The following is a 23,602-nucleotide window of genomic DNA, read 5'->3' as shown; positions in this document are numbered from 1 at the left end:
GGAGGGGACCACGATGGGAAAGCCAACAGGATTTATGGAATACACTCGTCAGTCTATTCCGGAGCGTAACCCTTCTGAACGTACGAAGGACTGGGACGAATACGCGCTCCCGATGTCAGACGAGGAAGCACAAAAGCAAGGAGCACGCTGCATGGACTGCGGCGTGCCTACCTGCCACACTGGAATGGAGATCAATGGCGTCACAACAGGTTGTCCTGTTTATCACCTGATTCCAGAATGGAACGATATGGTATACAGAGGTCAGTGGAAGGAAGCTCTTGAGAAAGAACATGAGATGAACAACTTCCCTGAATTCACAGGCTTTGCCTGTCCTGCGCCGTGTGAGGGTGCATGTGTACTAGGTCTCAACGAGGACCCAGTTGCTATTCGTTCTGTCGAAAAATCAATTATCGAAAAAGGTTTTGAAGAAGGCTGGGTTGTTCCAAACCCGCCTCAAGAGCGCACTGGTAAGCGCGTAGCGGTTGTTGGCTCTGGTCCTGCTGGACTTGCAGCTGCCGATCAGCTTAATAAAGCAGGTCACAAGGTTACGGTATTTGAGCGAGCAGACCGCGTTGGCGGACTTCTCACGTACGGTATCCCTGAGATGAAGCTACCATACCGCATTGTCGAGCGTCGTATTAAGATTCTTGAAGCGGAAGGCATTGAGTTCATCACGAACACAGAGGTCGGCAAGGACTTCCCTGTCGAGCGCCTAAAGGAAGAGTTTGACGCAACGATTTTATGCGGAGGAGCAACGATTCATCGCGATGTTCCGGCTGAAAATAATAAGCTAAAGGGTGTCCACTATGCAATGGACTTCCTCCATGCAAATACAAAAAGTCTCTTAGATTCTGGACTATCAGACGGCAACTACATTACAGCAAAGGATAAGAACGTTGTTGTAATCGGTGGTGGAGACACTGGTACAGACTGTATCGCAACGTCGATCCGCCACAACTGTAAGAGCCTTGTCCAGTTTGATATCTATGACAAAAAAGGTGATATGCGTGATATGATGGCGAATCCATGGCCACAGTATCCAGTCATCCACCGCATTGAGTACGGACAAAAGGAAGCGTCCTCTGTATTTGGCGACGATCCACGTGCGTACGCCGTTATGACGAAGAAGTTCGTCGGAGACGAGAATGGTCACGTCAAAGAAGTGCATACAGTAAACGTATCTCTTCGCTATGATGATAACGGGAATAAGATTCGTGAAGAAATCCCAGGCTCTGAAAAAGTGTGGCCAGCCGAGCTTGTATTAGTCGCAATTGGCTTCAAAGGACCAGAGCAAGGTCTAATTGAGCAACTGAATGTAGAAACAAAGACGAACTCTACGGTGCGAGCTGAGTACAATAAGTACACAACTAATGTCGAAGGCGTATTTGCAGCTGGCGACATGCGTCGTGGACAGAGTCTTATTGTGTGGGCAATCAACGAAGGTCGTGGAGCGGCACGTGAGTGTGATCGTTTCTTAATGGGCGAAACGCAGTTGCCTTGATGAAGTGTTACCTTTGTAAGAACCTTTGGTTCTTTATTGAAAATGGGAAAGGCGCTACCTTGTGAATGTGAGGTAGCGCTTTTTTTTAGTTGTTAAAGTATTAGCTAGTTTTATAAGCTCTTCGAGCTTTAGATGATGAAGAGACAATTAGTATGCTAAGCTGTTCGAGCTTTTATTGATGAAGTGCTAACTAGTTACATTCTGTTTGTTTCGATGCAAATAGTAAGAGCAGTCAGCTCTACGGACACTCTGTTTGTTTCGATGCAAATAGTAAGAGCAGTCAGCTCTACGGACACTCTACGACATCCATAGGGTCTGGCCTTAAGCCTCCTCGAAAGGCAGGGTGCGGCTGTCGCCTTACCCTAAACGCCTTTCTGTGGGGTCTTAAGTTCCAGCCTATTCCTATGGATTGTCTCCGAATGTCCTCCGAGTCTGCCTGCTCTCCTTCTTCTTCAGGGGAAGTAGGATTTAAGGTTTTAGAAAGATCAAAACCACTTTATTATTAATACTGAATAAGAAACAGATGAAGAACTAAAAAAGCTCACTTTCTTCTTTTCTAAGAGGGGAGTGGGCTTTTGTTGTGTGTATGAAGGAGTGCAGTTGCGTGACATGAATAAGGTGGTCACTTTTCCATGTCGAAACAGAAATAGTACGCAAGGGAAGAGTAGGGTGACGGAAAGGAGTTAAGTCAAAATCGTATATAGTTGGCATCTATACTAGTAACGTACGATTGCTATAGAAAGAGCTTTAACAATTAAAAGACTAGGTAACACACTGTCACCTAGTCTTGTTTATAAAATTTTAGCGTTGCCAGCCGTAGGTGACCTAAGGTGCCAATCTCAAAAACTAAGCGATCTCAACCTTAATGCCGTGATCCTCCGACCATGCCTTTACTCGGGCCGTAACATCCTTAAAGCTTTCTCCTTCACCAGTAGAAATAGTAACTTCTTGAATACGGTTTATATAGCTGTAATAGATACGAATTTCCTCTTTGTCTTGAGTAATTTTCGTTTTCAGCATGTTTTGCATAGGATGATCTAAATTATGATAAAAGAATCCGCACTTATGGAACACGACTAAATGTTCCATCTCCGTCGATGTTGGATTGATCATAAAGAAATAGACTCCTACTACTAGTAAAATGGCAGCGGGGACAAGATAATAAAGGATGTTGCCATCAAACGATTGCCACGCAAGTGCGATGCCAATCAAGAAACCACCCAACATGAAGGGACCAAGATATCGCATCGTCTTATTGATTATTTTGCCACGATAATAGACAGGTTTGCGCCAAGGTGTTTGAATCCTATCTAAGTAGGCAAGTGTGGAGCGGGCTGACCCGTTTGCTCGGATTACACCATACATAGCTCCGATAATAATAGGAGTAAGTAAAAGCGCAAAGAAAAGTAAAAGGATAACAAGAGCATCAGAGCCACTCCAGACCCAACCGGCTATATATAATGGAATGGCAATAATAGAAGCCAAAATGAGTTGCTTCATACGAGCCATTTTCGTTTTAATAGAATGAATTGCTTCTGTTTTCTCCTTACCAAGCCAATTACGTTCAAATGCTAAAGGTTGGAGCATCGTGAGGTCTGAGGTATCGACAAGAGAACCAGCTACATCAGATATAGTATTCTCATATAAGAGTGCCTCTTTATAAAAACCATCCAACGTTTGGATAATAGAATGATCTGTTACTAATTGTTCTTTTACTAAACGCATTATTTCAGATCGATAGGTAAGTAAAAATCGAATTCGCTCCATGTATTGCTCATGCGTGCGGATTAGGGAATCGCGTACGATGTCAGCCTGATCCGGGGTTAGCTCGTCACGCAAACCCGCGAGCTTTTGTTTTAGCGATTCAATGCTGTCAATGATCGACTGCTGATTGCGCAAGAATCCGTCGAGTGTGACAAGCATCTCTCCCATGGTCATTTCTCCGTTGTTTGTCGGCATGGGTAAGCGTTGAGCAAGCTCTCTCACACGCTCGGAGTCCCAATTTCTAAACAAATACTCGATTTGCCTAAATGGCCCATAGCTGAGTAAGAACGCGGTATTTACATAGAAAAATGTGTGGTGAAGCTTGTTAGCAAGTACCGGATCCGTAACTTTTTGGCCCGATTCATCAAGAAAATGAACGAGAAGGATATTGCCGGAAGGACTGCCACCAATAGCTTGATATCGTCTGCCATCAGAGCGAATTGGCATAAAAGTAGTGGATGTCCATAAAGGCGGTAGCTCCTTATATAAAAGCTTATCCGTCTTTTTGACCTGATCCGTGTAGGTTTCCTCATAGCGTCGGTCTAGAGCATCCTGCACCTCTTTATTTATATTAAAAGGATTTTGGTACTCTTCGTTTAATTGTGCAGCCTCATCGTTTTCAAAACGAGTTCGTGAAAGGTATTTATCATCTCGCTTATTTGCAGAACGAGCAAAGCCGCGCACCATACGACCAACTATTAGCTCTATAACAAGTAGAAAGATGATAGGCGTTAATAGATCGCCAGCTTCTCGTGTTCCGAAGTAAAAGACAAGGGACGTCGCTACGAGAAAGAGAAAGAAGAAAAATAATCGAATCACATGGAACTTTTCTGCAACATCCCTACCTCTAATTTGGTTATAAACTTTCCCAAAATAACAGTAGGCGGTGGCATAGAATAATCCAATCTGAGTAGCAAGTAACACATCACTTTCCTGATAAACTTCAGAAAAGATTAAGCTTGCAATCACTAAATGAATCGCGCGATAAACGAGTGCTCGATTAGGACTACGCCTTCTATACATAATGATTTGAGTAATACTAAGTACAATAATAACGATAAACATAAACAAAACAGTCATAGTGGTCTGCTCCTCTAAATAAAATACGAACGCCCTTAAGGTATAAGATGGATACGTACTTAAAAGCAATAGTGTTTCAAATTCATAGAAGAAATAGATCGAAACAAGCTGAAAGTAACACGCAACTTATGAGAACGATGCCACAAAAAAGTAGCGTAAAAAAATCGCAGAATATACGAACCAATTAAACTTTCTATTTAGAAGCTCGAAAGCAGGCAGACTCGGAGGACATTCGGAGACATCCCATAGGAATAGGCTGGAACTTAAGACCCCACAGAAAGGCGTTTAGGGTAAGGCGACAGCCGCACTCTGCCTTTCGAGGAGGCTTAAGGCCAGACCCTATGGATGTCGTAGAGTGTCCGTAGAGCTGACTGCTTTTACTACTTGCATCGAAACAAACAGAACGTAACTAGTTAGCGCTTAATTAATCAAAGCTCGAAGAGCTAAAAAAATTAGTTAGCACTTGATCAAACAAATCTCTAAGGATTAAAAATATCAGAATATTAAAACTAATTGGTTTTAATCCCTACCTAAACCGGGTATTATGGAGATACAGCAACACCTATCAACATGAGGGAGGGGTTTACCGTGACATCTATTGGGTTAGTGTTGTACATGATGCCTCTAGTCAGCTTTGTTGTAGGAGTTGGATCCGGCTATGCCATACGCGATCAGCGTTTGACACTGCTCATGATCCCACTCGCACTCGTGTCCCTTCATTCCGTTATGATCTTTGGTGCTTTTGGGTTAGCGTACAATCATTGGTTGTTTGCAGCTGCCATGCTTGCTGGAATTATCACTGTCGGAGGTACGATGCTAGGCGAAACTATCAATCAGCGTTATCCGGCAGCAGTGTTATTTAATAAAATTAATCGAATTATGAGAGGCTAGCCTCTCCATACAAAAGCGCCGCAGCGAATGTATCCACTGCGGCGTTTTGTTATTCCTTCACGTTATCCCATGGCTTTAAATCGGATACCTTAGAGGCTAGCTGCTTACTTTGCAGGCGACGCTCTTTACGAACGGCGACACGTGCTTCAGCGGATTCATATAAATACACTTCTTCTTCTGTCTCTGGAATCACCTTTGGCACAGGTGCTGGACGACCATCGTCATCAAGTGCCACAAAGGTGAGAAAACTCGTTGCTGCAAGGCGACGCTTGCCTGTTCGTAAGTCCTCTGCAATCACTTTGACGAAAACCTCCATAGAGCTTTTACCGGTAGATGATACGTGCGATTCTAAGCAGACTGAGTCCGTTTGACTGATTGGGTGGAGAAAATCGACTGAGTCTGTTGATGCCGTGACGCATTCTGTACGGCAGTGTCGTGCTGCGGAGATTGAAGCAACATCGTCGATATCTCGCATCAGCTTTCCTCCAAACAGTGTATTGTGGTTGTTCGTGTCCTGTGGGAAAACGCGCCCGGTTTTAATGACCTTTGATTCTCTGCATGTTTTGGCTTCCACAAATGATCCCTCCCAATGTTTTGTTCGTATTCTAAGTGGATGAAACGCATCGTTGTTTCTCAAGGGAAGGTGTTAGACGAATCCCCCAAAAACAGGTATTCTGATGATATAAGCATAGTTAACTTGGCGTTAGTTGTCTAGAGGGGTGTGGCGTATGCAAATTCATGGTAAAGATGTGGCTGGTGCGATTGATCGCGAGACGCGGTGTACGCATTATCACAGTGAGGTGGACCGGATTGCAATAAAATTCTATTGCTGTGACGCGATTTATCCGTGCGTTCACTGTCATGAGGAACATGCGGATCACGAGATCGTCGTGTGGCCGAAGGAGTATTTTGACGAGCAAGCGGTTCTTTGCGGTGCCTGCGGGCAGATGCATGATATACATACATATTTGACGGCAAAGGATCACTGTCCGAGCTGTGGCGCGGCCTATAATCCCTTATGCGCCAGACATAACCACTATTATTTTGAGACAGAAAAGGGAGACGAATAGATGAAGAAATTATGGCTTGGGTTTATGTCGCTTGCTATACTTGCGGCTTGCTCGAATGGAGAAGAGGACACGGCAAGTGTAGATGTAGAAGGAATGGACTGGGACGAGATTGTAGAGACTGCGTCCGGGTCTGAGGTCGGGATATACATGTGGGGTGGCGACGAAGGGGTGAATGCATACATCGATCAGTATGTGGCACCGGAGCTCGAGGAGCGCTACGACATTACGCTGACTCGTTACCCGATGGATGCGTCTGAGTTTATGTCGCGACTGTTAACGGAGCGTGAAGCGGACCAAATGAATGGTACCGCTGATATCCTGTGGATTAACGGTGAGAATTTCCGTAACGGTAAGGAGAATGATCTCCTTTATGGAGAGTTTGCGTCGAAGCTACCTGCTATGACGGACTACGTCGATCAGGCGCCATACATTGATATTGATATGGGGACGGAGATTGACGGCATGCAAGTGCCGTGGGGCAACGTGCAGTACGCGTTTCAATACAATCCGGAGCTTGTAGATACACCTCCGACGACGCTTAGTGAACTATTCACGTGGGTGGAGGATAATCCAGGGCTATTTACGTATCCGAACGTCACGGATTTTACCGGCAATGCCTTCGTGCGTCACGTGCTCTATGACGTAGCGGACGATCCAGCTGATTTAGAAACATATAACGAAGAGTGGCTAGAGGAGAACGGAGAGGAAGTGTGGGAACGCCTCCGCAGTCTTCGTGAGAACCTATGGCGTAATGGGGATACGTATCCAGAGACGCTAGCGCAACAGGATCAGCTGTTTGCAAATGGGGAAGTCGCGATGACGATGGGCTTTAACGAGCATCGCGCGGAAAGCTTGATCGAAGAAGGCACGTTCCCAGCTTCAACGGAGACGGTCGGACTTGAGTCAGGCTCGATTAGTAGTACGCACTATTTATCGATGCCGTTCAATTCACCAGAGCCAGCTGCAGCACTTGTCGCGGTTAATTTTATGTTAACGCCAGACGCGCAAATCGCAAAGCTCGATCCTGATATGTGGGGAGAAGGGCATATTTTGGACTTAAACGCACTGACAGACCAAGAGCTAGAGGCGATCGAAACCCTCAGTGGTCCCCAGTATGTAGCTCCAGACACAGCTCTTTTAGAGCTTGATGCACGCTACGTGGACTGGATTCAAGAGGGCTGGCAGCGCGAAGTGGTGCAAGGTGACTAAACGGCTTTTGCTTCTTGCGCCGATTGTCGTTATAACGCTTCTTTTTGTCGGTCAAGGACTATGGACGGCGCTCTCCCAAAGCCTAGTAACGGACGGGAGTGCGCCGGTTCTCTCTAACTACGAGGCGTTGCTATCTCGCAATGAATTTTGGAGCTCGTTTCGTGTCAGCGTCTATGTTGCCTTCACATCAACGGCGATTTCTCTCGTTTTAGGTACGCTTTTAACGAGAGCGATGTTTCGTTTATTTAAAGGTAGCGATCAACAGTGGCGGTTACTTGCCTGGTTCCCTATGTTGATCCCGCATTTTGTAGCAGCGTATATTATCGTGCTATTTTTTGCGCCGAGCGGATATTTGTCGTCCGTAACGGCTTCGATTGGTTGGATCGACTCGATCGCTAGCTTTCCCGTTATTGTAAATGATCCGCTATATATAGGCGTTATTTTAACGTACGTGTGGAAGGAGATTCCGTTTGTCGTTCTCATGCTCCTACCTGTTTATCAGGAGATCGACTGGCGCATGGAGGAGGCAAATGCCACACTAGGTGGTGGCGCATGGCAAACGTTTCGTCACGTGGAATTGCCTTACGTAGGTCCCGTGTCGGCTGAGGTGTTTTTGATCCTCTTCGTCTTTATTTTAGGCGCGTTTGAGGTCCCGGCGTTACTAGGAGTTACATTCCCATCCATGCTACCAATCCTCGCGTACGAGTGGTTTTATCAGGCCGCGTGGACGAATCGTCCGCTTGCTCAGGCGATGCTGATTCTCCTATCTGTGATGTCCCTACTTGCCGCTTGGCTACTTTTCTCCCTTTCGAGAAGAAAATGGATGAAGGGAGGACAGGCATATGAGTAAACGTGTTTTGCAGATGATCATGCTCCTGTTACTTATTGTCTTGTTTGTCCTACCTGTTGGGTTTATGTTTATCAAAAGCTTTACCTTTAGCTTGCGATGGCCAAGTCTAATTCCAGACACGTTTACGCTCCGAGCATGGGCGGTCATTTGGCAGGATCCACAGCTGACAAGCGCTCTCCAAACAACCTTAATAATTGGAGTAAGTGTGGTCGTTCTCAACATGATTTTAGCAACACCTGCAGCGTACGTGTTAAGTCATTTTTATTTCCGAGGAAAAGCGGTTGTAGAAACGATCATTTTGCTACCGCTCCTCATCCCAGTCCTCGCAATCGCCATGGGGATGCACCTTGCGATGATCCGAGTTGGTTTAGCTGATTCTATAATGGGAGTCATCCTGATTCATCTTCTGCCAACTCTACCGTATTCCGTACGAGTACTTAAAGCTGGCTTTGATCGCATTTCCCCAACCTGGATTGAGCAGGGAGCAGTGCTCGGAGTAAACGGATGGAAGTCCTTTATAACGGGCATTCTTCCTATGATGCTACCGAGCTTACGGACGATGGCTGTCTTGACGTTTGTTATTTCGTTAAGTCAATATGTGCTGACGGCCATTATTGGAGGCGGACGCGTTGCGACCTTGCCTCTCATCTATTATCCATACTTCTCAAGTACGAACGAAGCAGTTGTAGCCGGATTCTCTGTCCTTTTTGCGCTTCTGCCGATCGTCTTTCTCTTATTAATGGAGGCGACTATGCTACTATATATGCGAGTATTACGACGCGCGTAGAAAGGATATCCATACATGCTGGAAGTAACGAAACTATCTAAATCGTTTCACGAAACACCTGTTTTTAAAGACATTTCCTTCACCGTATCAGAAGGAGAGTTAGTGAGCCTTGTTGGACCATCTGGATGTGGCAAAACAACGCTTTTACGATGCTTAGCAGGGCTTGCAGAAGCTTCCTCTGGAGATATGTTGCTCGAGCAACAATCTATCAAAAACATAAAAGCAAATAAGCGGCCAATCGTCCTCATGTTCCAACAGGCACTGCTTTTCCCACACTTAACGGTAAAACAAAATGTCACGTATGGACTGACGTATGGCGCGCAAAAGGTCTCTAAGCAAAAACGCAATGCGTTAGCAGACGAGCTCTTACAAAAAGTAGAGCTTATAGATCTGAAAGACCGCTACCCAAATGAGCTATCAGGCGGTCAACAGCAACGCGTCGCTCTCGCACGTGCCCTTGCGCTAAAGCCGAAGCTCCTCCTCTTAGATGAGCCATTTAGTAGCTTAGATCCGTCGTTACGCACACAGCTACGAATCTGGTTACGCCAGTTTTTAAAAGCGGAAGGGGTAACGGCGATCTTTGTCACGCATGATAAGGAGGAGGCGGTGATGATGGGTGACAAGCTCCTCGTCATGAAGGACGGCGAGCTCAAGCAGCAGGGTGTGCCAGAGGACGTGTACAGAGAGCCGAACAACGAGCACGTCGCAGGCATGATCTCAGACGGGATTTACCGCAACGAGACGTTTATCTCCGCCGCTCGTCTATCGCTTCAAAAGGGCAACATCGCTGACAATACAAAAGCGACAACAGCCACCGTCCTCGAGCACTACGAGGCCGCCATCGACTACCAAATCCTTGCCTACGGCTATACGTTTTACCGAGTTACGTTACCAAGCCTAAACCAATCAACGGTCATCCGAGCACCGAAGCACACGCGCTTTGACGAAGGCGAGCATGTCACCGTATTTGTACATGAAAGTGAGGAACAGCTATGATCGACACAAAAGCACGTCACCTCGTCCAACCAGTCATCGAAAAAACGGCCGACCGCGCTCTAAAGCTAGGACTGACAGCAAATCAAGTCACCGTCATCGGCTTTTTAATCGGCATCTCAGCCGGTGTCGCCGTCTACTTTGGTCAGTATATGCTCGGACTCGCGCTCCTCTGGTTCTCCGGATACTTAGACGCCGTTGACGGCACGATGGCACGGAAAACCGTGTCGACTAAGTTCGGCACGGTCTTAGACGTCAGCTTTGATCGACTCGTCGAAGTCGCTGTCATCCTAGGACTCGCCTTCCGCTACCCAGATACGATGTGGGCGAGCCTATTGCTCCTTGGCTCCATTATTTACTGCATCACCATTTTTCTCACCGTCGGAGCAGTCGCAGATGAGGAGACCGAGAAGTCCTTCTACTACCAGCCGGCACTCGCCGAACGCACAGAAGGCTTCATCCTACTCTCCCTCATGATCATCTTCGTCGACTATTTACTCTTCTTTACCCTACTATTTTTAGCCGTGGAGATCATCACAGCCATCCAACGACTCCTCCACGCCAAACGACTACTCGCCTAAGGAGGCCTATGCCATGCTCTACGTCACCGCCAATCCAAAGCCACTGCACCAATCAAACAGCCTACAGATCGGCCAAGCATTTCTTGAGACCTATACCTCCCTACATCCCGGGGAGAAAATCGAGCAACTGGATTTATTCGATGTAACTGTACCAACGATGGAGGGCCAAGCGCTCGCCGCTTGGGAACGCGGAGGCTCCGTAACGGTAACTAATCCGCTCGTGGAACAGCTCCTCACACACGACAAGCTCGTCCTCGTAACCCCGCTTTGGAATATGGGCATTCCAGCTCCGATGAAGGCGTACGTCGACCAAATCGTCGTCCCAAACAAGACGTTTCGCTTTGCGGAAAAGGGGATGGAAGGCTTGCTAGGTGAGTTGAAGGTACTGCACATCCAGTCCCGTGGTGGCATTTACTCGGAAGGGAAGCTTGCAGCTTTTGAGCACGGCGACAGCTATTTACGAACGATTTTTAAGCTTGTTGGTGTGAAGCACTATGAGCATCTGTTTATTGAGGGTACGAGTACGTATCCGGAGCAGGTAGAAGAGATGTTGAAGGAGAAGGTGAAAGAGGCGAAGGTGTTGGCGGAGCGGTTTTAGTTGATTAGTTTACCTGTAGCTCTTCGAGCTTAGGATGATCAAGTGCCAACTAGTTGCATTAAATGAGGTAAGAACAGTCAGCTCTACAGACACTCTACGACATCCATAGGGCCGGCCTTTGAGCTTCCTCGTCGGCAGAGTTCGACTGCCGTCTCACTCTAAATTCCTCCTGTGGGATCTCAAAGACCTCTTTCCCCTATGGATTGTCTGCGAATGTCCTCCGAGTCTGCCAGCTCTGGAGTCATTTATAAGTGAAACCCTATAAGTATAAGAACATGTTATGTGAAGTAAGTGAGTGAATAGCTCGCTTGCTTCTTTTTAATTGAGAGAAAAGGATAAAAATGTATTGGTAATTTGATTTAAAATTACTAATATATGATAGTATATAAGTATCTTAATTAGGAATTGTTATGTCTATTCTCTTGGTTATAGTAGATGATTTGCGAGGTGGAGAAGTGATAGGGGGGATGAGAACGTGCCTATTGTATTTGGATATATTATCGCTATGTTAGGTGGGGTTATAGCTTTTTTTCTAAGTAGGGATAAGCCAAAAAAGACTAAATATAAGATATGGGGTGTAGCTCTTATGATCCCAATTTCTCCGGCTTTAGCTTTTGCTATTGGCATCACTTATGCTGTTGCTGTGGGAGATGGTTTTGTTGCATTTTTGATGGTCTATCTGTTTCCAATTTTATTTGTAAGCGGACTAGTTCTGCTTTTGGTAGGTATCTTTAAAAAAGAACACGAAGAAATAGAAAATAGCTAAGCCGTCACTGAGGACCCCGAAGGTCCTGATCTTGAACGTAAGCACTTGAACTTAAGCTTTTAATCTTCACTATTTCAAACAAAAAGCACCACATATCCTAGCACGAAGGCTACAACATGTGATGCTTTTATAAGTTGTTTTAGTACTGACGCTTCATTTCTCCAGAAGCGATTTCTTCGATATAGTGACACGCTGCCATATGGCCTTCTGCCATGCCTGCTACTTCTGTGTTGCGAAGAAGCGGCTCTTCGTTTTTACACTTGTCTGTCGCGAATGGACAACGAGTGTGGAAACGACATCCAGATGGAGGATCGATTGGAGAAGGAACGTCACCTTTGAGGATAACCTGGTCCTTCTTCTTTGTTGGATCCGGAACTGGAATAGCAGATAGTAGTGTCTGCGTATACGGATGCTTCGGATTATCAAAAAGGCTCTTCTTATCTGCAATCTCCACGATTTTACCCAGGTACATAACGAGTACGCGGTCAGAAATGTGTCGAACAACACCTAAATCGTGTGAGATGAATAGATATGTTAAATTAAGCTCTCTTTGTAGTTTTTTAAGCAGGTTGAGTACCTGTGCTTGAATCGATACGTCAAGTGCCGATACAGACTCATCACAGATGATAAGCTTTGGATCAACAGATAGGGCACGTGCGATACCAATACGCTGACGCTGGCCACCACTGAACTCGTGAGGGAAGCGGTCAAGCTGGTGAGCGCCGAGACCAACTGTCTCCATAAGCTCCTTCATGCGAGCGTCCATCTTATCTTTAGGGACAACCTTTTGAATCTCCATTGCTTCACTCAAGATCTGACGAACAGTTTGACGCGGGTTAATAGACGCATATGGATCCTGGAAAATGATCTGAAGATCCTTACGCATTTTACGCATTTGACCTTTGTTTAGGGCAAGAAGATCTTTCCCATCAAACTCGACAGAACCAGAAGTAGGTTCGTCTAAACGAAGGATCGCGCGGCCAGTTGTCGATTTACCACAACCAGACTCCCCAACGATACTTAATGTTTCACCAGCTTTAATTTCAAAGCTAATGTCGTCAACGGCTTTTACATCATTGATTTTACGTCCTAAGACACCACCTTTAATAGGGAAGTATTGCTTAAGATTCTGTACTTTGAGCAGCTGAGTAGTCATTTTGCACGTTCACCTCCGGTCCATCCCACTGGTCTGTATAGATCCAGCATCGTACTTGGTCTTTGTCATTTAAATCTCTTAAAGATGGTAACTCGTTGTGGCATAGCTCAGTTGCAAACGGGCAACGTGGAGCAAAGCGACAGCCTTCCGGTAATTCGTTAGGGCTTGGAACCATTCCTTTAATAACGTCTAGATCTTCGCCTTCCATATCAATATCGTGACGTGGTAGCGACTTCAATAGTCCAACAGTGTAAGGGTGCTTTGGATCAGCAAATAGTGTGTTTACATCTGCATATTCCACAACCTTACCTGCATACATAACTGCTACGTAATCACAAGTTTCAGCAACAACACCAAGGTCGTGAGTGATTAGTAATACAGCCATACCAAGCTCTTCTTGCAGCCCATTGATGAGTCGAAGAATCTGAGCTTGGATCGTTACGTCTAATGCGGTTGTTGGCTCATCGGCAATAAGGAGCTGAGGGCGACAAGCAAGTGCAATGGCGATCATCGCACGCTGACGCATACCTCCTGATAGTTCGTGAGGGTACGCCTTCAAACGAGCTTTAGGAGAAGGGATACCAACTAATTCAAGCATGCCTAATGCCTTTTTCAATGCTTCTTTTTTCGAAAGTCCTTCGTGAACCTGATATGCTTCCGCAATTTGGTCACCAACCGTAAATACGGGGTTTAGCGACGTCATTGGCTCTTGGAAGATCATCGAGATTTCTTTCCCGCGAATCTTGCGCATTTGCGCTTCCGATTTAGCAAGAAGATCCTCGCCGTTAAACGTAATCGATCCACCGATCGTTTCACCTGGTGACTCAATTAACCGCATGATAGATAAAGAAGTAATACTTTTACCTGAACCGGATTCTCCTACGATACCGAGTGTTTTACCGGCCGGTACGTCAAATGTAACACCATCAACAGCCTTCACTTCTCCACGTTCTGTGAAGAAGGAAGTTTGTAATTCATCTACGTGTATAATGGAATCTTTAATTTCCAACAGGTCTCCCACCTTTCTATGCTGGAATAGTTTAGTCTAATTCTACTCGCTTGTTTAAGAAGCGATACGATAAGTCGACAGCAAAGTTAACTAATACGAATAGGACAGCAAGGACTAATACGGCACCTTGTACGTTCGGGAAGTCACGGGCTGCGATGTTGTCAACAACAAAGCGACCTAAACCATTAATGGCAAATACCGTCTCAGTAAGTACGGCACCTCCTAGTAAACCACCAAACTGTAAACCTACTACTGTTACTACTGGAATAAGTGCGTTACGTAACGCGTGCTTATAAATAACGAGTCTTTCTTTTACACCCTTTGCTCGTGCTGTTCGGATGTAATCTTGGTGAATAACTTCGAGCATGCTAGATCGTGTCATTCGGGCAATAACTGCGGCACCGGCTGTACCAAGTGTGATAACAGGAAGGATTACTGCCGCTCCTCCCCAACCAGAAGGTGGAATTGCCTCAAAACGAAGTGCTACATATTGAATTAACATAAGCCCAAGCCAGAAGTTAGGCATGGAAAGTCCAAACAAGGCAATAACCATTAACGCCATATCTGCAAAGCTACCTCGACGTGTAGCGGAAATAATTCCAGCTATCAAACCGATAAAAATACTCAAAATGGTACTATATACGGCAAGCTCAACCGTAATCCAAATACGAGCTCCGATTTCGTCTGTAACTGCTCGTCCATTTCGAATCGAGTTACCTAAGTCACCTTGGACGGCATCCCCGACAAAGCGTAAATATTGCACTGGAAGTGGATCGTTTAAGCCGAGACGCTCACGCATCTGTTCGACCTGTGCTTCATCTGCTCGCTCACCAGCCATAATTTGTGCTGGATCACCAGGAATTAAGTGCATTAATAGGAAAACCATTAACGATACCCCGATTAATGTCGGAATTAACTGTAGAAGTCGTCTAATAGTATAAATTAACAACAGGCTTCACCTCTTTTCTTACGATTTAAGTTTAGGATCAAGGGCATCTCGCACACCATCACCAAATAGGTTGAATGCTAATACGACAAGTACAATAGAAATACCAGGGAAGAAGGCGATATGCGGATATTCAAAGATATAGTTACGACCTGCCGCAAGTAACGCACCCCATTCTGGAGTTGGTGGCTGAGCACCTAGACCTAAGAAGGAAAGTCCTGTCGCTGTTAGAATAGCTGTCGCCAAGAACAGTGTCGCTTGAACGATAATTGGAGACATGATATTCGGTAAAATATGTTTGAAGATAATACGAGCATCAGATGCTCCTAATGCGCGCATCGCGTCGATATACTCGAGCTTTCGCACGGAAAGAACCGAACCACGCACAATACGTGCGAAAACTGGTACGGAGAAGATCGCGATCGCAATAATTACGTTATTAATACCATTACCTAGTGCTGCAATGATACCTAACGCTAATAAAATACCAGGGAATGCAAGTAATACGTCCATAAAACGCATAATGATCGTATCCGTTAAACGACCGTAGTATCCAGAAACTAATCCTAAGAATACTCCGACAATTAACCCTATAACAACAGAGAAGAATCCGATATAGAGAGTAATTGACATTCCGTGAATGATTCTAGTAAAGATATCACGACCATGGTGGTCAGTACCAAACCAATATTCTCCAGATGGGGCCTGTAAGCGATCCGATACGTTCGGATTTAAGAGCTCATCATTTGTGAGTAGTGGTCCGATAAAGGATGTTAAAACGAAGAAGATAATTAAAAAACCGCCGGCCATCGCTAGCTTGTTCTTTTTTAGCTTGCGCCAAACCATCTTCAAGTTTTCGATTTGCGGGTTTACCCGCTTTTGCTGCTCTTGTTGAGCTGGCAACGTTGTTTCTTCCATACTCCTAACCTCACTTTCTTTATTCTCGAAATAGACTGATAATGTCGAACGTCCCTCTGTAAAATATTACATATACATATAGGAAAGAAATTTGTCGATACGAGAAAAATTATAACATTCTCAAACTTTTTCACAAGTTTTTTTCGTGAAAAGGTAAATGTTTTTACAGTATAATAATAATTCACTCTTTTGGAAAGAGAAAACACGTTCCCTTGTATAGACAGATTTTCTGACATTAAAGAAGAAACTATTTATTAGCGCGTTAATCGGTAAAAGTTAGAAAAGACATATGTTTATTTCACGATATTAGAGAAATATAATAATTTAGAACATTTTTTATCTTGTTTTTTTAGAATTATTATTGTACGTTAGTATAAGCAAGTTGTTACAAATTTCTAACAATAAAGAGGGGGAAGCTTGATGTTAAAGAGTAAAACACTTAAGGCTGTTCTTGCATCTACAGCGGTAGCACTTACTTTTGCTGCTTGTGCAAGTGAGCCAAACAACACTGGTGATACTGGTGCTGATACAAATGCTCCAGACAACGGTGCTGAGAACACAGACACTGAGACTGACGGGGAGACAAACGGAGACGCAGCTGACGTTGAAGTTGATGACAGTAACTTAGTTATCGCAACAACTTCTGATATCGTTGCATTGGACCCACACGGTTCAAACGACGTACCTTCTAGTGCTGTTCAAACGAACATTTTTGAAACACTTCTTATGCAATCAGAAGATATGGAGCTTGAGCCACTTCTAGCTACTTCATGGGAAGCGACAGAAGACAACGTATGGCGCTTTGAGCTTCGTGACGATGTTGAATTTACTGATGGAACTCCATTTAACGCAGAGGCTGTTAAAGCAAACCTTGACCGCGTCTTAGATCCAGACGTAGCTTCACAGCGTGCTTTTCTTTATGAAATGGTTGAAGAAGTTGTCGTAGTAGATGAGTTCACTGTTGATTTCGTAACAGAGTACCCATTCGCTCCACTTCCATCTCACCTTGCACACTCTGGTGGCGGTATGATTAGCCCAGAGGCTATTGCTTCTGACTACGAAGCGATGGAAGCAGGCGGACAACCTGGTGACTACCTAAACGAAAATCCAATCGGTACTGGCTTCTTCCAATTTGAATCTTGGAATCCAGGTGCTGAAGTAGTACTTACTCGTAACGATAACTACTGGGGCGAGCCTGCAGGAGTTGAGTCTGTTACATTCCGAGTTTCTCCAGAGGATCTAACTCGTATTTCTGAGCTAGAGACTGGGTCTGCTCACATTATCTACCCAGTAAGCCCAAGTGACCAAGAGCGCGTAGACGGCACTGAAGGTGTTAGCGTATATACGCAAGAAAGCTTAAGCCTTTCTTACATCGGATTCAACGTGGAAGCTGAGCCATTCGATGACCCACTAGTACGTCAAGCTGTTACTATGGCAATTGATAACGATATGCTAAACGAAGGTGTTATGCAGGGAACTGCTACACCAGCTGTTGGACCAATCGGTTCTAACGTATTTGGTTTCTCTGACGAAGTTGAAGGATTAGAATTTGACCAAGAGCGAGCTCGTGAGCTTCTTGCTGAAGCTGGATATCCAGACGGGTTTGACACAACAATCTGGACAAACGATAGCCGTGAGCGTATGGACGTTGCTGAACTTGTACAAGCTCAGTTAGCTGAAATTGGCGTTAATGCGGAAATCGAAGTTCTTGAGTGGGGTGCATACCTAGAGAACACTGCTGATGGACAGCACGACATGTTTATCTTAGGATGGGTTACTGTAACTGGTGACGCTGACTACGGTATGTACGCGCTATTCCACTCTGACAACCAGGGTGAAGCAGGTAACCGTTCTTTCTATGCGAACGACGAAGTAGATGCTCTATTAGACCAAGCACGTCAAGAGTCTGATGAAGCTACTCGTGAGGATCTTTATGAGCAAGTAATGGAGATTCTAGTTGAAGAAGCTCCTATGCTTTACCTATACCACACGCAGTACCTAGTAGGTATTCGTGATGAGGTACAAGGCTTCTGGAAGCATCCAAACGGTCTTTACCAGCTACAAGATGTAACAATCGAGAATTAATTTTTTCACAACTTGCATAGAGAAGAGGCTGCTTTTGCAGTCTCTTCTTTTCTATGTAAAAAATCTAGTTTCATACTTGTACATACGTGTGAATTCTAGTATACTAAATTTATGTATTTTTCAGGAGATCAAACGTCCTCTATATGAGGACAAATAGAGGGGTAAAGGAGACGTTTGTAGATGAAGGTAGTAAAGTTTGGTGGCAGCTCTGTAGCAAGTGCTGCACAGTTTAAAAAAGTAGCAGCAATCGTACGAGCTGACGACGAACGGCGTATTGTAGTCGTCTCCGCGCCGGGTAAACGCTATAAAGAGGATACAAAAACAACGGATTTACTTATTGCATTAGCGTACTCCGTATTAAATGGCAACAACTATGGCGATCTATTAAGCCAAGTAGTAGAACGATATGCGGATATTGTAAGGGAGCTTGAGCTTCCTGAATCGTTAATACAAGATGTGAAAGCCTCATTAGAAGAGCGAATTCAAACACATCGGTCGAATGAGGATCGATTACTGGATGCATTAAAGGCAAGCGGTGAAAATGAAAATGCGAAGCTCATGGCAGCGTATTTCACGAAGCTTGGCGAAGAGTCTCACTATGTTTCGCCCAAAGAGGCGGGAATGGTTGTAACGAATGAGCCTGGCAATGCACGAATTTTGCCAGAGGCCTACGATAATCTAAAATCGCTACGGGAGCGCACGGGTATTTTAGTTGTGCCTGGATTCTTTGGATATTCGAAGGAAGGGAATATCGTGACATTCCCACGTGGAGGGTCCGATATTACGGGATCAATCGTAGCTGCTGGTGTTGAGGCTGATGTCTACGAGAACTTTACTGACGTCAGCTCGATCTATAGCGTGAACCCGAATTTAGTCGAGCATCCACATGAGATGGAGGAGCTGACGTATCAGGAGATGCGCGAGCTTGCCTATGCCGGCTTCTCGGTTTTCCACGATGAGGCGCTGCAGCCGGTCGTAGAAAAAAAGATTCCCGTCAATGTAAAAAATACAAACGATCCAACTGCGCCTGGTACGTTTATCAGATCCGAGCGCGAGCAAAATGGACTGCCGGTTATCGGCATCTCAAGCGATAGCGGGTTCTGTAGCATCAACTTAAAAAAGTATCTCATGAACCGAGAGGTCGGCTTCGGTCGTCACCTGCTTGAGATTTTAGAAACAGAGGAGATTCCTTTCGAGCACACGCCGTCAGGTATCGATAATATGTCCGTTATCATTCGCGATCATCACTTATATAATGGAAAGGAAACGCGCATTTTAGATCGTATTCGTACGGAGCTAGGTGTGGAAAGTGTGCACGTGGAGCGTGGCCTTGCGATGGTGATGGTAGTAGGAGAAGGCATGGCAAACTCTGTTGGTGTTGCCGCTAAAGCGACGAATGCGCTGCATGAAGCGGGCATTAATATTAAGATGATTAACCAAGGTTCATCGGAGGTTAGCATGATGTTTGGTGTAGAGGCTAAAAATGCGGACCGTGCGGTGCAAAGTCTGTATCACGCGTATTTTGCGCCGGTGCCGGCGAAATAAGTTAAATGAAATGTGTAACGGCCGCTCCTAGATGGGGTGGTCGTTTTTTGTTGTGTTTAGTTTATTGAGATCAAGTGCGGTCACCTTCTGTGCCCCTGCGCGGCGGGAGCGTCTTTCCGGAGGCGCTAGTTCAACTATTTTGCCCGACCATTGGTCGTGCAAAAGGATTTTCACCTACGCGAGTGCCCCCTCTAGGAGTCCGCTCCCGCCGCTTCTGGGGTAAATTATATTGAACCCCATCCTCTTCTTTGAGTGGAGAACGAGGCGTAAGGAAGTTGCCTCGCTTTTCTCTTAATAAAGTTGAGGGTTAATGGCATTAATTTAGGGATATTCGGTTAATATAGTTCTGTTTTGTAAATGCAAGAGCGCTTTCGTATAGGAGAGGGGCGCTTTTACATCAGTTTTAGCGTTTGACGCAAACAACATACGAAGTGACACAACCAGAGTCCGGTTTGATGTATACAAGGTGCCGATTGATGCAATCAAGCACCGATTTGATGCAAAGCTATTTAAACGGACGCATATGAGGGTTGATTTGACGCACTTAGACTTCGATGTGATGCATACGAGCATCGAAGAGATACAAACGGAATTCCGTCTGACGCAAACTAAAATGCAACGATGCAAACGATTGTTAAAAGGACGCACATATCCTTGAATTTGATGCATACGATCTTCAACTTAAAGCATACTGAACTTTATTTGATGCAAACCAAATTGCCAGACGAAATTGGCAACCTGATCGATGCAACAGGAGCTAAATAAGAAACTTGTTGTTCCTCAACTAATACAAATAGACTTCTCATCTAACGCAAGAGAACTTCATTCCATAGAATAATTGCTCTATTTAATGATCAGTAACCCAAAGTCCATAAAACAGCCCTCCTACATAAGTAGGAGGGTCACAAACCTTTATAAAGGGTCAACGATGAAGAGAATGCTTAAACGTATCTCAACTAGTTGGCAATTAAGCAACAAAGCACCTATTACATTATTAGGATCTACAACCCAACAAATCTAGATTACTTCCTCACATATACCGAAACAGACCCACCGTTTACTGGAAAGACGCCTTTACCGTCTTCGCCAATCGTCACTTCTTCTTCACGGTTGCCGGTGATGTCGTACCAGACTTCGCCTTCGGTGTCGTCACCAACAAACATATGCTTGTCACCTTCTTCTCCATTAGAGAGGACGACGGCACAGCCGGAGCCTTCCACTTCTTTGATTCCGTAGCGGACCCATCCGATCGTGTTGCCATGGTCAAAGTAGTCATCCTGATCTCCGTAGGCATAGTCGCGTCTTGCGATAAGAAGAGGATCAAGGATTTCTTTTTTACCATCAATCGGATTATCTCCGTTGATTCCGAAGTAGTCCCCATAAAACACGCACGGATAGCCGTCTTTTCGTAACAAAATCATGGAATAGGCAATAGGCTTGAACCAGTCTTCGACCCATGACTCGAGCGACTCGTCAGGCTGGGAGTCGTGATTATCGACGAAAGTCACAGCGCTATAAGGGTGGTGACCTACCAACGTCTCGTCAAACATCGTACGTAAATCAAAGTCCGAGCCTTCCGTTGAGGCACGATAAAATTTATAGTGGAGAGAAACATCGAAAAGGTCGATCGCATAATCGACGTATTCTAAAAAGCGTTCTTTTGCTTCAAGGTCAGGGTGCCAAAATTCTGCGACAAAGTAGAAGTCATCGCCCTTTTCTTCGCGAAGCTTGCTAATAAACTCAGCTAAAAATTCGTGATTAATATGTTTGATCGCATCGAGTCGGAAGCCGTCCGTTTGTGTTTCGGTAGCAAACCAGTTACCCCAACGAAGCATTTCCTCGCGAACCTCTGGATGCTCGTAGTGGATATTAGCAAACATAAGGTAGTCGTAGTTACCAAATTCATCGTCTACGTGGCTGTTCCACTCCTTGTTGTCGCCTAAAATGCGGAATATCCCGACTTTATCTTCCTTCGCATCATAGTCTGTTCCGTTAAAGTGATGGAACGACCACGTGAAGTCGGAATGAGCGCCGTCACGGCCTGGGAAGGTAAAGGACGTCCAGCCTTCAATATCAAATGGCTCAGAAATCTCCTCGTGTCGGTTGTCACCATCTACTTCGATAACTTGGAATACTTCTGTGTCATCGGCACCAGCCTTGTGATTCATGACGACATCAGCGTACACTTTGACGCCGTGCTCATGGCAGGCTGCGATTGCTTCAGTGAGCTCGTCCTTTGTGCCATACTTTGTGCGGACGGTGCCCTTTTGATCAAATTCCCCTAAATCATACACGTCATAGACGCCATATCCGTTGTCTTCTTGAGAAGCACCTTTGGTCGGAGGTGGGATCCAAACAGCATCAATGCCTACTTCGCGTAGCTCTGGCGCTAACTCTTTCAATCGTTTCCAATGGTCGCCATCATTGGCAAGATGCCATTCAAAAAACTGCATCATCGTGTGGTTGCGGATTTCATGTCCCATAGATTCGTCCCTCCGAATAAAAAAATTGTGAATAATGTGAAGATAATGTTGTATACCCCTTAACATGTATTTACAAGCTCGAAATAGTTTATTCCATTACTTTTGCTGGCGAAAATGGTGTCGATGATTGGAGGAGGGCAATCGGTGGTCTTTTTAGGATGGACAGTTTGCATATGGTGGACAAATGAGGTGTGGCATGTAGGAAGTTGTACGCATTCGGTAAGAACGTGAACACACTTTGTGAAATTCGAGGAGAAGTTGAACGCATTATGCGAGAACGTGAATACATGTTGTCAAAAAACGTAAGAAGTTAAATACACCTACAAAAGGTAAGCGATAAACCGCCAAGCCCACAAAAAAGCACCTCCTATAAAGGAGGCGCGTCAGCACTACTTCCACTCATACGGCGTTTCTTGATACACGTAGTAGTTAAGCCAGTTCGAAAACAGTAAGTGCGCGTGGGAGCGCCAGCGGTTCATCGGAGGCTCATTTGGATCATTATTTGGGAAGTAATGAGCAGGTATATTCACACTTAGACCACGGTCTAAATCACGCTCGTATTCTTCTTTTAAGGTTTGCGTGTCATACTCCAGGTGACCAGTTGCCATGACGTGCTTTCCGTCTTTAGACATTAATAGGAACGGTCCGGCCTCCTTAGAAGAGGCGAGTAGCTGCAAGTTGTCCTGATCTTCTAGTGAGCCTATCGCAATGTTTGTGTAACGAGAATGTGGTGCAATAAACTCGTCGTCGAAGCCTCTTAGGAGCTCTATGTTATTGTTCCCATTAAAAACGCGATGTCGAAAAATCCCGGAGCACTTTTGCTCGAGAGGAATCTTTTGAATCCCGTAGTGATGATAAAGGGCCGCCTGAGCACCCCAGCAAATGTAGAGGGTAGAGGTAACGTTTGTCTCAGCCCAGTCCATGATTGTCGTGATCTCGTCCCAATAGGCCACCTCTTCGAACTCCAGGTGTTCAATCGGAGCGCCTGTGATGATCATGCCATCAAATTTACGATCGCGAATGGATTCGAAGTCTGTGTAGAACTCGTTCATGTGAGAGCTACTCTCGTTCTTAGGTTTGTACGTCGCAGTTGTTAAAAATGTAATATTGAGCTGAAGCGGTGTATTACCGAGTAGGCGCAAGAGATGTGCCTCCGTCTTTTGCTTTTCGGGCATGAGATTTAAAATGACAATATTTAATGGACGTATATCCTGTGTAACAGCCCGGATATCGTCCATAATAAAAATGTTTTCTTTCTCTAAAATCTCGATAGCTGGTAGGTTAGTTGGAACTCGTATTGGCACGATCGTACCCCCTCGTTGCGTTAAAAGCGTTTGAATAGTTAGATTTTATTATATCAGCTTGCACGT

Annotated in this window: 21 protein-coding genes; 13 read left to right on the top strand and 8 right to left on the bottom strand. The window is 45.1% G+C overall.

Annotated elements, in window-relative coordinates:
• Positions 1-13 precede the first annotated feature (13 nt).
• Positions 14-1,501, top strand: coding sequence for a glutamate synthase subunit beta (locus FLK61_RS18910; RefSeq protein ID WP_176010896.1), 1,488 nt, complete (start codon positions 14-16; stop codon positions 1,499-1,501).
• An 846-nt stretch (positions 1,502-2,347) separates the two neighbouring features.
• Here the strand turns inward: FLK61_RS18910 and FLK61_RS18905 are convergent.
• Positions 2,348-4,345, bottom strand: coding sequence for a hypothetical protein (locus FLK61_RS18905; RefSeq protein WP_176010895.1), 1,998 nt, complete (start codon positions 4,343-4,345; stop codon positions 2,348-2,350).
• A gap of 588 nt (positions 4,346-4,933) precedes the next feature.
• Here FLK61_RS18905 and FLK61_RS18900 point away from each other — a divergent pair.
• On the top strand, positions 4,934-5,236 hold the full coding sequence (locus tag FLK61_RS18900; RefSeq protein ID WP_176010894.1) for a hypothetical protein: 303 nt from the start codon (positions 4,934-4,936) through the stop codon (positions 5,234-5,236).
• Positions 5,237-5,285: 49 nt separating this feature from the next.
• On the opposite strand, the gene FLK61_RS18895 is transcribed toward FLK61_RS18900, so the two are convergent.
• A complete protein-coding gene (locus FLK61_RS18895) occupies positions 5,286-5,810 on the bottom strand; it encodes an acyl-CoA thioesterase (RefSeq protein WP_176010893.1) in 525 nt (174 codons plus the stop codon).
• A 154-nt stretch (positions 5,811-5,964) separates the two neighbouring features.
• Between FLK61_RS18895 and FLK61_RS18890 the strand changes: the two genes are divergently transcribed.
• The 8 genes from FLK61_RS18890 to FLK61_RS18855 all read left to right on the top strand — a co-directional run bounded on the left by FLK61_RS18890 (position 5,965) and on the right by FLK61_RS18855 (position 12,090).
• Positions 5,965-6,306, top strand: a complete 342-nt coding sequence (locus FLK61_RS18890; RefSeq protein ID WP_176010892.1) for a CHY zinc finger protein — start codon at positions 5,965-5,967, stop codon at positions 6,304-6,306.
• Complete coding sequence (locus FLK61_RS18885) at positions 6,307-7,515, top strand: ABC transporter substrate-binding protein (RefSeq protein WP_176010891.1); 1,209 nt, start codon at positions 6,307-6,309, stop codon at positions 7,513-7,515. It begins immediately after the preceding gene.
• Complete coding sequence (locus tag FLK61_RS18880; RefSeq protein ID WP_176010890.1) at positions 7,508-8,365, top strand: ABC transporter permease; 858 nt, start codon at positions 7,508-7,510, stop codon at positions 8,363-8,365. The genes FLK61_RS18885 and FLK61_RS18880 overlap by 8 nt, the downstream gene beginning before the upstream one ends.
• Complete coding sequence (locus FLK61_RS18875; protein ID WP_176010889.1) at positions 8,358-9,152, top strand: ABC transporter permease; 795 nt, start codon at positions 8,358-8,360, stop codon at positions 9,150-9,152. The genes FLK61_RS18880 and FLK61_RS18875 overlap by 8 nt, the downstream gene beginning before the upstream one ends.
• Before the next feature lie 15 nt (positions 9,153-9,167).
• Positions 9,168-10,148, top strand: coding sequence for an ABC transporter ATP-binding protein (locus FLK61_RS18870; RefSeq protein WP_176010888.1), 981 nt, complete (start codon positions 9,168-9,170; stop codon positions 10,146-10,148).
• Entirely contained in the window at positions 10,145-10,726 is a 582-nt protein-coding gene (locus FLK61_RS18865) for a CDP-alcohol phosphatidyltransferase family protein (protein ID WP_176010887.1), read from the top strand. Before FLK61_RS18870 ends, FLK61_RS18865 begins: the two co-directional genes overlap by 4 nt.
• Positions 10,727-10,739: 13 nt before the next feature.
• Positions 10,740-11,324 carry an FMN-dependent NADH-azoreductase gene (locus FLK61_RS18860; RefSeq protein ID WP_176010886.1) on the top strand — a complete coding sequence of 195 codons (585 nt, stop codon included), beginning with the start codon at positions 10,740-10,742 and terminating at the stop codon, positions 11,322-11,324.
• Positions 11,325-11,799: 475 nt separating this feature from the next.
• Complete coding sequence (locus tag FLK61_RS18855) at positions 11,800-12,090, top strand: hypothetical protein (RefSeq protein WP_176010885.1); 291 nt, start codon at positions 11,800-11,802, stop codon at positions 12,088-12,090.
• Positions 12,091-12,229: 139 nt separating this feature from the next.
• On the opposite strand, the gene FLK61_RS18850 is transcribed toward FLK61_RS18855, so the two are convergent.
• The 4 genes from FLK61_RS18850 to FLK61_RS18835 are packed head-to-tail and all read right to left on the bottom strand — an operon-like array spanning position 12,230 to position 16,119.
• Positions 12,230-13,246 carry an ABC transporter ATP-binding protein gene (locus FLK61_RS18850; protein WP_176010884.1) on the bottom strand — a complete coding sequence of 339 codons (1,017 nt, stop codon included), beginning with the start codon at positions 13,244-13,246 and terminating at the stop codon, positions 12,230-12,232.
• Positions 13,212-14,255 carry an ABC transporter ATP-binding protein gene (locus tag FLK61_RS18845; protein WP_176010883.1) on the bottom strand — a complete coding sequence of 348 codons (1,044 nt, stop codon included), beginning with the start codon at positions 14,253-14,255 and terminating at the stop codon, positions 13,212-13,214. The genes FLK61_RS18850 and FLK61_RS18845 overlap by 35 nt, the downstream gene beginning before the upstream one ends.
• Before the next feature lie 31 nt (positions 14,256-14,286).
• The gene (locus FLK61_RS18840) at positions 14,287-15,204 is read right to left on the bottom strand and encodes an ABC transporter permease (RefSeq protein ID WP_176010882.1); all 918 of its coding nucleotides are present in this window, start codon (positions 15,202-15,204) and stop codon (positions 14,287-14,289) included.
• An 18-nt stretch (positions 15,205-15,222) separates the two neighbouring features.
• A complete protein-coding gene (locus FLK61_RS18835; RefSeq protein WP_176010881.1) occupies positions 15,223-16,119 on the bottom strand; it encodes an ABC transporter permease in 897 nt (298 codons plus the stop codon).
• 420 nt (positions 16,120-16,539) lie between these two features.
• On the opposite strand from FLK61_RS18835, the gene FLK61_RS18830 reads away from it, so the two are divergent.
• The 3 genes from FLK61_RS18830 to FLK61_RS18820 all read left to right on the top strand — a co-directional run bounded on the left by FLK61_RS18830 (position 16,540) and on the right by FLK61_RS18820 (position 20,407).
• Positions 16,540-18,204 carry a glutathione ABC transporter substrate-binding protein gene (locus tag FLK61_RS18830; RefSeq protein WP_176010880.1) on the top strand — a complete coding sequence of 555 codons (1,665 nt, stop codon included), beginning with the start codon at positions 16,540-16,542 and terminating at the stop codon, positions 18,202-18,204.
• Positions 18,205-18,384: 180 nt separating this feature from the next.
• Positions 18,385-19,749, top strand: coding sequence for an aspartate kinase (locus tag FLK61_RS18825; RefSeq protein WP_176010879.1), 1,365 nt, complete (start codon positions 18,385-18,387; stop codon positions 19,747-19,749).
• A gap of 466 nt (positions 19,750-20,215) precedes the next feature.
• Complete coding sequence (locus FLK61_RS18820; protein WP_176010878.1) at positions 20,216-20,407, top strand: hypothetical protein; 192 nt, start codon at positions 20,216-20,218, stop codon at positions 20,405-20,407.
• Between the two features lie 364 nt (positions 20,408-20,771).
• Here the strand turns inward: FLK61_RS18820 and FLK61_RS18815 are convergent, their stop codons facing one another.
• Both FLK61_RS18815 and metA read right to left on the bottom strand, forming a co-directional pair.
• Positions 20,772-22,232: an alpha-amylase gene (locus FLK61_RS18815; RefSeq protein WP_176010877.1), complete on the bottom strand. Its 1,461-nt coding sequence runs from the start codon at positions 22,230-22,232 to the stop codon at positions 20,772-20,774.
• 389 nt (positions 22,233-22,621) lie between these two features.
• On the bottom strand, positions 22,622-23,536 hold the full coding sequence (gene metA / locus FLK61_RS18810; RefSeq protein ID WP_176010876.1) for a homoserine O-acetyltransferase MetA: 915 nt from the start codon (positions 23,534-23,536) through the stop codon (positions 22,622-22,624).
• Between the last annotated feature and the right edge of the window lie 66 nt (positions 23,537-23,602).

It is taken from the genome of Paenalkalicoccus suaedae (genome assembly GCF_006965545.2).
GTDB classification, from domain to species: Bacteria; Bacillota; Bacilli; order Bacillales; family Salisediminibacteriaceae; genus Paenalkalicoccus; species Paenalkalicoccus suaedae.
This window is presented reverse-complemented; position numbering and strand designations above follow the sequence as displayed.

Coding starts and splice junctions, on each gene's coding strand:
- FLK61_RS18910 (WP_176010896.1), top strand. CDS start 14: ATGGGAAAGCCAACAGGATTTATGGAATACACTCGTCAGTCTATTCCG.
- FLK61_RS18905 (WP_176010895.1), bottom strand. CDS start 4,345: ATGACTGTTTTGTTTATGTTTATCGTTATTATTGTACTTAGTATTACT.
- FLK61_RS18890 (WP_176010892.1), top strand. CDS start 5,965: ATGCAAATTCATGGTAAAGATGTGGCTGGTGCGATTGATCGCGAGACG.
- FLK61_RS18885 (WP_176010891.1), top strand. CDS start 6,307: ATGAAGAAATTATGGCTTGGGTTTATGTCGCTTGCTATACTTGCGGCT.
- FLK61_RS18875 (WP_176010889.1), top strand. CDS start 8,358: ATGAGTAAACGTGTTTTGCAGATGATCATGCTCCTGTTACTTATTGTC.
- FLK61_RS18870 (WP_176010888.1), top strand. CDS start 9,168: ATGCTGGAAGTAACGAAACTATCTAAATCGTTTCACGAAACACCTGTT.
- FLK61_RS18865 (WP_176010887.1), top strand. CDS start 10,145: ATGATCGACACAAAAGCACGTCACCTCGTCCAACCAGTCATCGAAAAA.
- FLK61_RS18860 (WP_176010886.1), top strand. CDS start 10,740: ATGCTCTACGTCACCGCCAATCCAAAGCCACTGCACCAATCAAACAGC.
- FLK61_RS18850 (WP_176010884.1), bottom strand. CDS start 13,246: ATGACTACTCAGCTGCTCAAAGTACAGAATCTTAAGCAATACTTCCCT.
- FLK61_RS18835 (WP_176010881.1), bottom strand. CDS start 16,119: ATGGAAGAAACAACGTTGCCAGCTCAACAAGAGCAGCAAAAGCGGGTA.
- FLK61_RS18830 (WP_176010880.1), top strand. CDS start 16,540: ATGTTAAAGAGTAAAACACTTAAGGCTGTTCTTGCATCTACAGCGGTA.
- FLK61_RS18825 (WP_176010879.1), top strand. CDS start 18,385: ATGAAGGTAGTAAAGTTTGGTGGCAGCTCTGTAGCAAGTGCTGCACAG.
- FLK61_RS18815 (WP_176010877.1), bottom strand. CDS start 22,232: ATGGGACATGAAATCCGCAACCACACGATGATGCAGTTTTTTGAATGG.